Annotated in this window: 7 protein-coding genes and 1 pseudogene; 3 read left to right on the top strand and 5 right to left on the bottom strand. The window is 61.8% G+C overall.

The window, feature by feature from the left end; all coding sequences use genetic code 11:
* Position 1: 1 nt before the first annotated feature.
* The 5 genes and pseudogenes from ACYOEI_RS07385 to ACYOEI_RS07365 form a co-directional block, all read right to left on the bottom strand.
* A pseudogene (locus ACYOEI_RS07385) lies at positions 2–1,171 on the bottom strand (glycoside hydrolase family 130 protein); the annotation flags it as partial.
* A 32-nt stretch (positions 1,172–1,203) separates the two neighbouring features.
* Positions 1,204–1,947: an HAD-IIB family hydrolase gene (locus ACYOEI_RS07380; protein WP_462848730.1), complete on the bottom strand. Its 744-nt coding sequence runs from the start codon at positions 1,945–1,947 to the stop codon at positions 1,204–1,206.
* Between the two features lie 57 nt (positions 1,948–2,004).
* Entirely contained in the window at positions 2,005–2,997 is a 993-nt protein-coding gene (locus ACYOEI_RS07375; protein ID WP_462848729.1) for a type I phosphomannose isomerase catalytic subunit, read from the bottom strand.
* Positions 2,990–3,901 (bottom strand): polyphosphate kinase 2 family protein, encoded by a 912-nt coding sequence (locus tag ACYOEI_RS07370; protein WP_462848728.1) that lies wholly within the window; start codon positions 3,899–3,901, stop codon positions 2,990–2,992. The genes ACYOEI_RS07375 and ACYOEI_RS07370 overlap by 8 nt, the downstream gene beginning before the upstream one ends.
* 588 nt (positions 3,902–4,489) lie before the next feature.
* On the bottom strand, positions 4,490–4,891 hold the full coding sequence (locus ACYOEI_RS07365; RefSeq protein ID WP_462848727.1) for a Na-translocating system protein MpsC family protein: 402 nt from the start codon (positions 4,889–4,891) through the stop codon (positions 4,490–4,492).
* 509 nt (positions 4,892–5,400) lie between these two features.
* On the opposite strand from ACYOEI_RS07365, the gene ACYOEI_RS07360 reads away from it, so the two are divergent.
* The 3 genes from ACYOEI_RS07360 to ACYOEI_RS07350 all read left to right on the top strand — a co-directional run bounded on the left by ACYOEI_RS07360 (position 5,401) and on the right by ACYOEI_RS07350 (position 11,735).
* Entirely contained in the window at positions 5,401–5,844 is a 444-nt protein-coding gene (locus ACYOEI_RS07360; RefSeq protein WP_462849110.1) for a Na-translocating system protein MpsC family protein, read from the top strand.
* A gap of 1,016 nt (positions 5,845–6,860) precedes the next feature.
* A complete protein-coding gene (locus ACYOEI_RS07355) occupies positions 6,861–10,205 on the top strand; it encodes an efflux RND transporter permease subunit (protein ID WP_462848726.1) in 3,345 nt (1,114 codons plus the stop codon).
* A gap of 84 nt (positions 10,206–10,289) precedes the next feature.
* Entirely contained in the window at positions 10,290–11,735 is a 1,446-nt protein-coding gene (locus ACYOEI_RS07350; protein ID WP_462848725.1) for an efflux RND transporter periplasmic adaptor subunit, read from the top strand.
* Positions 11,736–11,843 lie beyond the last annotated feature (108 nt).

Below are 11,843 nucleotides of genomic sequence, written 5' to 3'. Positions count from 1 at the left end.
CCCCCTGGGTCGTGATCGGAACCTCACGGCGCCCCCCGCTCGAGGAACTGCCGTCGATCGGTCGTGAGCCTTGGGATCGGGGCGAATCGGCGAGCGCCCCAGTCGGTAGGAATTCGGGTACATCGAGGCGAGCCACGCCGATCCGGTTGTCGGCCATGCCGTAATAGACGTCGCATCGATCGGGCAAGCCGAGATCGTCGCGACGGTCGATGGCGGTAGGGAACACGACGTTGGCGACGGTCCCGATTCGCTCCTGTGGCGAATCCGGCGTGAGCACCGGCTCCGTGGAACGATAAAGGATCTGACGCGGAGTCGTGTCAGACAGGACCAGCACGCCCGCGGAATAGCATAATTTGTGGGCTGCTGCGTTCGCTCCATGCAGCTCGTGGACGCCGTGGTAGATCACCATCCATCCGTGCCGGGTCAGGGTCGGAGGGGTGCCGCCGCCGATCTTAAGCGCCTCCCAGGGTTCCACCGGGCTCGCCAGACGGTTGTGCAAGGTAAAGTTGCAGAGGTTGTAGGGCTCGTCGCCGGGCCGATCCAGCGGGCAATAAGAAATCCATATGCTTTCTCGATTAACATCCACAAATCGGGACGCTGGCTGACAGGCGGTCTCTTCGGGGCGAGTTCCCGAAAAGAGAGGCCGGTGGAGGAGGGCCATAGCCGGTTTCCCCTCGGGGTCCGGGATGGCTACGGGGAAGATGCTGGCGTCCTTGTTGTCGACTCCGTCGAACTCGATTCCGTGATACGGGAGGAAGGTCGCCAGCCCCAGACGCTGCCAGTGGAACAGGTCTTCCGAGATCGCCAGCGCGATCCGAGGGCCGTTGGGCGAGAGCGCCGTGTAGGTCATCACGTAACGCTTGATGTCTTCGCCGAAGGTGATCCGCGGATCTTCACAGCCGCCGCCGCCCGGCCGCAGTTCGTAATCGGCTTCGGGCTCAAGGGCGATGCCGAGACGCTCGACGCCCACCGGATCGCCGTCCTGATTGAATTTGACGCGGGCGATGCCGATGCGCGAGTAATTTCCCTTCGCCACCAGCCTCGGGAAGAGATAATAGTGCCCATCCGGGCCGCGAACCCCTGCCGGGTTCAAGACCCCTTCGACTTCCTGGGCATTGCCCGGCTCCGGCTCCATTATCAGCCCGAGCCGACGCATCGAGAATCCGCTCATCGTCCCTCCTCGAAAGCTCACGCTCGGTCGGCTCAACGGAGGCACGCGATGATTGCTTCGACGACCCGTTTGGTCTCTTCCGGGTCCCGGACTCGGATCGAAACGCAGCCGGCTTGCTCGGCCGGATAATCGTTGCCTCCGGGGAACAAGGCATCCCCGATGAAGATCATTTCCTCGATGGCGATCCCGAGGATGCCTCGAAGCTTCTTGATCCCGTAAGCCTTGTCGATCCCGGGTTTGGTGACGTCGATGGACGTCGCGCCGCCCAATCGGACGGAGAACTCGGGGAGCATCGTGCCGAGGATGGCTTTCATCCTCTTGCGCTTGGCGAAATCCGGGTCCCATTTCACCTTTTCCTTCAGGGGTGCTTCTTGGCCCAATCCTGAGAAGGTGATTTGACTTCCGCGATCCTCGATCACCTCGCCCCAAACCTTCTCGGGCTCCATGCCCGATTGCTTGATCGCCGCATTCAAGGAACCGATGATCTTCTCCTTCTGATCGGGGGTGAAATCCTCGGCGTAAAGTCTTTCCCAACCGTTTACATATTGATAAAACTGGGTCCCACACGTAGGTAGAAGAGAAAGATTGTTAAGGCGTTCGTCGACGGCAAGGTGTGAGACGACTTGAGTCTGAAATTGAGCCCACTTGCCGCCGGAAATCACGGCCACCTTGGTGACGAGGAGCAGCCTGTTCAAGATTCCCGCCATCTCGTCATCGAGAGATGATTTGCTCTGTGCAAGTGTCCCATCCAGGTCGAATACGACGAGCTTTTTCATCCCTCCGGTCTCCGTATGCGAGTCCCTGACGACCATCGCGGACCGAGCCGGCCGCCATTATTCCGGCAGCGCGACTTCCAGTATCGTGATGGCGTTAGCCGGGCAGAGGCGACACTCCCCCACCTCCGCCGGCAAGAGCACGACGTCCCCGCGGCGGATAGGATATTCGTCACCTCGGTATTCCAGGTTCCCCTCGCCCACGACACAGACCAGCACTCGCGGCAGGCCCGTCGCCCCGACCGCGAACGGCGACCCACCTGTGTGCCGCCACACCGAGAAGTGTTCGCAATGAAAGAGACGCTCTCGCCGAGCCGTTGACGCCTCGTCCTCCACCACCGGCACCACCGGGCCGATCGCGATCTGCCCGAAATCGATACTGGCCATCGCTTGCTCGACTTGCAGGGGTCGAGGCTTGCCCGTCTTCGGGTCGGCGCGATCCCAATCGTAGAGGCGAAACGTGACGTCGCTGTTCTCCTGCACTTCGAACACCACGAGGCCGCTGAGAGTATGAACGGTCCGGGCGCGGAGGAAGACCGCATCGCCGACCCTCGGCGTGAAGCTTGGTAGGAACTCGGCCACGGAGCGACTCGCCAGCGCCCGCTCCAAATCGGCTCGGGTCGTGCCAGGTTTCAGCCCCGCATAGATCCGGCTCTCCGGCCCCGCCTCCAGCACGACCCAGGCTTCGGACTTGCCCGTCTCGCCGGCCGGGATCAAGTCGCGCTGTCCATCCTCGGGATGCACCTGGACCGAGAGCCTGTCGCGTGCGTCGAGGAACTTGAGCAACACGGGGAACCGTCGGAACCGACGCGCGAGTCTACCGAGCAATCCCTCCGGAACTCCCTCAAGCAATTGCCGGATGGTCGACCCCTTGAGTGGTCCGTCGGCGACCTTGCTGAGATGGTCGTCACGATCGCTCAGGAGCCACGCTTCGCCGATGGGTCCGTCGCCCGGCAGCGGTGCGGTGAGAAACGCGGAAAGGCTTCGGCCGCCCCAGAGTCGGTACTGGCAGATCGGGTCAAATCGCAACGGATACAACGGCGCTTCAATCATCTGATGTCTCCGCGTGAGTTCTCGCGGCGCCGTCTTCGGCTAGTTGCTTCGTTGCGTCGTCCTCGGCATGCTGACCTCGCTTCTTCGCGGAGTGATACTCTTTGCGAATGTGCTCGATGTCCACGGAAGGCGGCGGGAACGTCAGCTTGAGTCCTTCCAGATGCTCCACGACGATCCGGGCGACGGCCAGGTTCCTGAACCACTTGTGGTCGGCGGGGATGATGAACCAGGGGGCATGCTCGGTACTGCAACGGGACAGTGCATCCTCGTAAGCCGCCGTGTAGTCGTCCCAACACATCCGCTTCCCGTAGTCTGACTCGCTGATCTTCCATTGCTTGGACGGGTCGTCGAGCCGATCCTTGAAGCGCTTCAGTTGCTCGCCTTTCGAGATATGCAGGAAAAACTTGAGGATTTGGGTGTTGTCCTCGACGAGGCCTTCCTCGAATGCGTTGATTCGCGCGTAGCGGCGGGACCAGATCTCTTTCGGGACCAGATCATTGACGCGGGCGATCAGGACATCTTCGTAGTGTGAACGGTTGAAGATGGTCACTTGCCCGCGGGCGGGCGTGTCGCGATGGATACGCCACAAGAAATCGTGCGCGAGCTCCTCGGAATTGGGTTGCTTGAACGCCGCAACCTTACAGCCCTGGGGATTCATCGATCCCAGGATGTGATTGATCGTCCCATCCTTACCCCCCGCGTCCGGCGCCTGCAGGCAGACCAGAAGCGAGCGCCGACCATCGGCATAGAATAACTCTTGCAGTTCTCTCAACCTCCCCCGATAGTGTTCGAGGTCCTTGGCCGCCTCCTTGTGGCCCTCGTGATGGTGCTTGAACTTCGTGTCAATGTCGTTGAGCTTGACCCTCGTCCCGGGCTGCACTCGGAAACGTCCTGAATAATTCATTTCGCTCCTCCCGCTTCATTTCCTCAGGGAGGTCCACGTCTTTGACGTCGACGACGGAGACTTCCCCCCCAAGGCTTGGAGTACCCATCAATGTTCACTTACAGACCGCAGACCACCTTGTCTCTCTCCGTCAGCAGGCCATCGAGTTCCGCTTGGCTCAGCGTTCTGTGCAAGGTCGTCGAGGCTCCTGGGAGGTGGCGAACAAAAATCGGGCATCTCCAGTTCGGAGCGCATCGGGTCCATGCCCCGGAAACAGAGCACGGCATGAACTCGGACCGAGACCATGTCTCGGGTAAAGACGTCCTCGGGATCGATGACTCTCGTGATGGTCCGGAGGGCGACCCGCATTATGCGATCGACCGGCAGAAGACCAGGATCAATCCCGGTCTCTTGAGATTCGGCACGTCCCTGCCCGGCCGGAACACCTCACCGCGCTCGTATTCATTCAGTAAAAGAGTGCAGATAAAAATGTACGTACCGGAAAATCCTGGAGCGATTGCCAAGGCAAGTGCCGCGATCTCGAAGATTCCCACGAGTGAAACTCCCACTGAGTGCACGGCAGGGATATCCCGATTCGGATCACGAATCTCATGGTCGAGCCCCGCTCCAGGTTTCCGTAGGTGAGCTGCCGTCCAGCAAGAACACCTGCACGACGGTGCCGGTCGTGAACGCCTGCATGACCGCGCCACTCTCCGGTTCGACCTCCGCAGTCGCCTCGCGTACATACATGCCGGTGATACGCTTGATCTCCTTCCGAAGCGAGTCGGAATCGCTTGCGAACAACTGCCGGTGGTACTCCTGAACCTGGGCGGCGCCCTCAGGAGTCTTTGCAAGGGCCTTTTCGGCCGGCGACAAAGCCCCGTGGAGTGTAACCACCAACGTGTCCTCACTCAGGATCACGGACACCGCTCTGGGTGCGTGTCCTGTTCTCTGCTCCTGGAACCTGCTTGCGGCCTCGGCCACTTGCTGCGCCGTTGTAGATTTCGTCATGACCGTCGAACCAGTCCTTTGTTGTCCCGTCCGATATCACCCCCTCGGTCGCGGCACGAAGTCTTGAAGTGACCGCCCACTCTGCTTACCGAGGATGCAAGGAGCTACTCGGTGGCGGCCTCGCGGAGACGGCAAGCCCTAGCCGTTTTTGCCGATTCCGGGTTTGCGCTGGGGCTGTCGGATGGCGTCCGAGGGATTGCCCTTACCGAAACTCCGGAACTTTGAGCCTTCCTCTCAGGCATGAAGTGTCATCGGAAAGCGATGCACTGCATTCTCAAAGGCAAAAAAAAACCGACGTGCTCGAACGCCGTAGTGGGACGCTCGAGCACGTCGGGTTACCTTTAACGGACCCCCCGGCCAGGCCGGGTTGTCCCTTAACAAGTCATCCAACGATTACGAAGCTTTAGCCTGACGACCGCTAGCGAGGAAGTCAAGTGCATTTCTTTGCCGAGTTTGATATGATCCTCCTCAGGCCGCCCACGACACGAGGCCCCTTATGCGCCGTGGCGATGTCCCCCCAGAGTGCCTTTGCGAATCCTCTACGGGCGACGGACCCCATGGTTGAGGCTTTCATGAAAACGCAGGGTGAGGTCGAGGCAGCCGTCTGCGAAGGGATCCGACGCTTCGAGCAGGAATACATGGGCCGCGGGCCCAAGAATATTCATTCACATATAATCATTGACTGTATTCTCGTCCGCCTCCAGGGCGTTTTGACCGCCGCCGAACAGCATCTTGTCAAGACGCTCCCGGCCGAAAAGGGGAGGGAACTCCTCAAGCAAGTCCGGACCCATCTTATCGAGACGGCGCGGCCGCTCCTGGAGAAGTTGGTTCTCGAGGCCACGGGCGTCAAGGTGGTGAGCCTTCACCACGACATCAGCACCGTCACCGGAGAAGAGGTCCTGGTCTTCGCCCTGGCCGAGCCACCCCTCCTCCGTGAGATGCGTAAAAAATAATCGCTCACGTAACGGAGCGAACGTTTGACCAAGCAAATCGGTGCTTGAGCGTGCTCTCATAGGCTGTGCATTGTTCGGCAGAGGTCGACGTAAGTCCTTATTATATGGTCGGCCTGAGCGTCGTTCCAAGACGATCATCTGGGATCGTCCCAAACCACCCGCGGCAACTTGTCACTGGTCAGTAGCGAACGATTGACTCATGCCTGCGCAAATATTGAGTTTCTCTGGGGATAGCCGTCCTGGACCGCTCCTGACTTTGTTCCGTAAAGTGTCGAGTTTGTACACTATTCCCTTCGCCCTATTTTGGGACGATCCTTATTCTTGGCCATTTCGATCGGAGATAACGTCTTGTCTGGGAATGGGTTCGGCTGAGTCAATCTGGAGTGTTGAAAACGTTGATAGTGAATCAATCCGACTTGATCTCTTTAAGGAACGTCTTACACTAAATAGCTGATGAGGATCAGAAGTTGCGCGACCCGCGAGGGATCAACGGTGTCGCGCCGGGTGATTTCAGGGGCTGTCCATGCATTCTTTTACGAGTGTAATGAAGCCTCTACTCCTATTGCTGATCCTCCGCGTCCTGGCATCCCCGGTCGCGCTGCGGCCCGATCTTCCCAAGACGGCGTCGCAGGATCGTTTCGTCGTGCGGATGTGCATGTGGCCGGCACAACGGCCCAATCGGCCCTTTCTTTCGACGATCCTCGTGCAAGAGAAGGGTGGCGATCCGGGCTCGGCGGTCGCCTGCGTCCGGTCGACTGGGCTTTGGCTCCTCGCTTCGGACCCACTGACGAGGTCATCCCGCCTTCATTTCCCAGCCTTCGCGTCGAGGATCCATTCCTCGATCCATCTGTCCGACTGCCCGCGTTGCTGATCGGTCACATCCCGCCGAATTCCCCCCTGCCATAATTTCCCCCCCCGATCTCTTCGCATCACGCCCCACGTCCTACCTGAGGCCACGTGCGCGCCCGCGTAGGCTCGCGCGCCCGCATGTCCGCGTCGTTAGTGGAGGTCTATCTGTGAATGGCCTGATCCGTGCGTCGCTCGGAAACCCGTACGCCGTCACCGTCTTTTGCTTGACTCTGGTGATGCTCGGCGGGGTTTCAATTTATATGATTCCGATTGACATTTTGCCCGTATTCAAGAGCCCTGCGGTGCAGGTGCTGACGTTCTACTCGGGCATGCCCGCCTCGAGCGTCGAGAAGGACATCACGAACCGGATGGAGCGTTGGGTCGGCCAGGCCAACGGCACGTCCCGGCAGGAGTCCCGCTCGATCGTCGGGGCGAGCGTGGTCCGCGACTTTTTCCGGAGCGGCGTCGACCCGAACGGGGCCTTGACGCAGGTCAATTCCCTCGCGCTGGCCGCCGTCCCGAACCTTCCACCAGGGACGCTCCCGCCGGTGGTGCTCCCGTTCGACCCCACGAGCACGACGCCGGTCGGGATCGTCGCGGTCGACAGCCCCGAGGGGACGCAAGGGGAGTCGATCCTCTACGACGTCGGACGATATGAAGTCCGCAACATGATCATGAGCATCAAGGGCGCCGTCGCGCCCGTCGTCTACGGCGGCAAGATCCGGGCCGTGATGGCCTACCTCGACCGCCAGAAGCTCGAGGCCCGCGGGCTCTCGCCGCTGGACGTGATGAACGCGATGGACAAGTACAACGTGTTCCTCCCGACCGGCGACGCCAAGATCGGCGACGTCGACTACGCCCTCGACTCGAACTCGATGTTCGACTATCCGAACGAGATGGGCGACATCCCCCTGCACTCGAAGATCGGCAACATCTCCTATCTCCGCGACGTGGCCACGACCAAGGATGCGGCGTTCATCCAGACGAACGTCGTGCGGATCGACGGCCGCCGCGAGGTCTACATCCCGGTCTTCCGCCAACTCGGGTCGAGCACACTGGCCGTCGTCAACAGCGTCCGGTCGAAATTGGGCGAGTTCACCGACAGGCTCACCCGCGGCGGGATCGAGCTGAAACTGGTCATGGACCAATCGATCTTCGTCCGCCAGGCGATCTCGAGCCTCGTTCAGGAAGGCGTGCTCGGGGCCATCCTCTGCTCGCTCACGATCCTCATGTTCCTCGGCGAGTGGCGGATGACGGCGATCGCCGTCATGACGCTCCCGATCTCGGTCCTCTCCGCGTGCATCTTTCTGAATTACACGGGGCAGACGATCAACGTCATGACCCTGGCCGGGCTCACCCTCGCGATCGGCCCGATGATCGACAGCGCGATCATCTGTCTCGAGAACACTCACCGACACCTCGGCCTGGGGGCGTCACCCCGGGAGGCGGCCTATCTCGGGGCCAGCGAGGTCGCCCTCCCGGAACTCGTCTCGACGCTTTGTACGTTCCTGGTGCTCGCCCCGCTGGCCCTGATGCCCGGCATGGGCGAGTTCCTCTTCTTGCCGCTGACGCTCGCGGTGGCCTTCGCGATGTGCTCGGCCTACATCCTCTCGAGGACACTGGTCCCCGCCTGCAGCGCCGCCTGGTTGAGCGGCCACGGCCACTCTGAAGGGGAGGATCATGAGCCCAAACCCAAGGGATTCCTCGGCCGAGCCTTCGCCCGTTGGGAAGGAACGGTCGATGGGATCTTCGCCGCCTATTCGCGGCTGTTGACGGTGGTGTTGCGGAATCGGCTCCTGGTCATCGGCCTCGGCTTCGGAACCTTGGCGATGACCCTCGGGTTGATGTGGCCGATGATGCGCCGGGATTTCTATCCCGAGGTCGACGCCGGCGCCTTTGATATGTACGTCCGAGCCCCGAGTGGGACCCGAATCGAACGGACCGAGGAGAAGGTGGCCGAGGTCGAGGCGTTCATCAAGAAAGTCATCCCCGAACATGACCTGGAGCTGTTCGTCTCCGAGATCGGGGTGAACGCCGACTGGTCGGCCGCCTACACCCCCAACTCGGGACCGATGGACGCGGTCATCAAGGTCCAACTCAAGGAGCATCGCACCCACTCGGCACAAGAATATGTCCACATGGTCCGAACCGGCGTCGCCAAGGATCCCCGCTTTCGCAGCCTCGACTTCGGCTTCGACGCCGGCGGCCTGGTCCGAGGTGCGATGAATGAAGGGAAGTCGACCCCGATCAATATCCGGGTCACCGGCAAGAATCAGCGGACCGCTCGGGCCATCGCCGAGCGGATCCGCGCCAAGTGCATCCGCATCGATGGCGTGGTCGACGCACGGATCATCCAGCGCCTCGACTATCCCGAGTATGTGATCGACGTGAACCGGGCCAAGGCCGCCGACCTGGGGCTAACCCAGGAAGACGTCATGAAGAACGTCGTGGCGGCGTTCAATTCAAGCATCCAGTTCAATAAGAAGAACTTCTGGATCGACCCGGTCGGCGGCAACCAGTACTTCGTCGGCGTGCAATATCCCGAGAACGACATCAAATCGATCAAGACGCTTTTGAACATCCCGATCACCGGCGCGGACCAGCGCAAGGCGATCCCGCTCAGCAACCTCGTCACGCTCCGGAGGACCACCGTCCCGACCGAAGTGACCCACGACAACATCCAGCCGACGATCGACCTTTCGATGGGCGTCCATGGACGCGACCTCGGCCACATCTCCGAGGACGTGACGAAGGTCATCGACGAGGAGGGCGAGAAACAGGAGGACGGGAGCTGGGCCCCCTACGACCCTTCCTCGAGCCGCAAGACGCCTTTGAAGGGGTCGAAGATCGTCCTCAGCGGCGAATACTCGAGGATGCAGGAGACGTTCTACAACCTCGGGTTCGGGCTGATCGGCGCGTCGGTCCTGATCTACTTCCTGATGGTCGGTCTCGACAAGTCCTGGATTGTCCCGCTGACCGTCATGTTGATCGTCCCGCTCTGCCTCATCGGGATCTTGCCTGCGCTCTATTTCTCCGGGACCGCGGTCAACGTGCAGTCGCTCCTGGGCTTCATCTTCGTGGTCGGCATCAAGGTCGCCAACACGGTGCTCATGACCGACTTCGCCCAGGAGCTCCGCCACGCCGAGGGGCTCACGCCGACCGAGGCGATCCATAAAGCCGCCTCCATCCGAGTCAAGCCGGTCACCATGACGGCGGTCGCGGCCTTCTTCGCGCTCATCCCCGGTGCGATGGCGCTGGAACGCGGGAGCGAAGCGAATGCCCCGCTCGCGCGTGCCATCCTCGGAGGTCTCCTCGCGGGCGAGCCGGCCACCCTGTTCGTGCTCCCCTGCCTCTACTCGCTGATGGTCCGAGACCCCAAGGGAGGCCCGGTTCACGGCCACGGACACGAGGATCACGTCGAGGACGAATCGGAGCCCCATGCTCCGAACGATTCGGCCGAAGCGTCGCTCCGGGAAGACTTCGACGACGGCGGGATGCCGGAATCGCTTTGAGGACCAACGACGCGGAGGCCGGCAGGTGCCGGCCTCCGGTGACGCTCGAACAGAACGCTTTCCGCAGTGGGGAGATCCGCACACGTGACGACCACACAACCGAAGACCAAGACTCCAGCCTCTCCGCCGAAACCGAGACCGAAACGTAAGAGCCAACTCTGGCTCCTCTTCACCGGCATGGCCGCGGTGGCCGTGACCTTGACGTTCTTGGGGCGATACTCCCAGTCGAAGGGGGCGAAGGCCGCGACGGATCACGGCCACGCCTCACACGCGTCGTCGGACGGCCACCCTTCGGAGGACTCGATCGCGGTCGGGACCACGCACCTGTCGCCGGGGGGGATCCAGAGGACCTCCACCCAGATCGGGTCGGTCCAGGCGTTCGAGGAGGCGGACCTCTTCGCCAAGATCTCCGGCTACCTCGCGACGCTCCACGTCGACTACGGCGACCGCGTGAAGCAGGACCAGTTGCTCGCCGAGATCGACGACCCCGAGGTGATCAAGGAGGCCGAGCGGGCCGCCGCCGACGTCCAGCAGTCCAAGGCCGCCGTGGTCCAGGCCGAGGCCTTCATCGACTCGGCGAAAGCGGACCGCGACGCCGCCGCGACGTCGATCGAACAGGCGAAGGCCGAGGTCGATCGCTATGTCTCGATGCGGAGCTTCCACGAGAAGAAGTTCGCCCGATACAAAGACCTCGTCCAGAGGAAGGCCCTCCCCCAGCAGGTCGCCGACGAGGAGGAAGAGGCGTACGAATCCGCCCGAGCCTCGGAGATCTCCTCCCAGAAGGCCGTCCTCAATGCCAGGGCGCAGTTCACCGCGGCTGCGGCCCGCGTCAAGAAGGCCGAGGCCGACCTTGTCGAGGCCAAGGCCAACGTCATGGTGGCGGACGCCAAGCTCGACAGGGCCAAGGTCCTCGTCGGGTACACCCGGATCATGTCCCCCTATGACGGCGTGATCACCAAGCGGAATTTCTTCCGCGGGGCCTTTATCCGCTCCGCGGCCGAAGGGGGCATGGTCCCGCTCTTGACGGTGGCCCGCACGGACAAGGTCCGCGTGATCACCCAGGTCCCTGACCGAGACGTCCCATTCACGAACGTCGGCGACCCCGCCGAGGTGACCCTGGACGCGCTCGGCAACGAAGTCTTCAAGGGCAAGGTCTCCCGCTTCGCCGAGACCGAAGACCCGACCTCCCGGACGATGCACACCGAGGTCGACCTGCCGAACCCCAAGAACGAGATCAGGGCGGGCATGTACGGGATTGCCAAGCTGATCCTCGACAACTCGACCAAGTCGGCGACCCTCCCCGCCTCGGTGCTGGTCGGCGAAGCGAAAGGGGGCAAGGGCGACGTCTATATCATCAAGGAGGGCAGAGCCAAGAAGACCCAGATCGTGATCGGCGCCGACGACGGCCTCAAGATCGAGGTACTGAGCGGCCTCTCGCCTAATGATGAGGTCATCGTGGACACGGGTTCAGTCGCCGACGGCGCCCCCGTGCGTTCGCGATCGCAATCCGGCGAGCATCCCTCTACGTGACGTGGCGATGACAGGAGTCGACCCCAGACGGACACGACCGATTGCGCGGGTTGGTGAGTTGAACGCGAGGTTGTCTCATGGGGCGGTCGGTTCGGGCGTGACGACTCT

It is taken from the genome of Singulisphaera rosea, from assembly GCF_054877945.1.
This window is presented reverse-complemented; position numbering and strand designations above follow the sequence as displayed.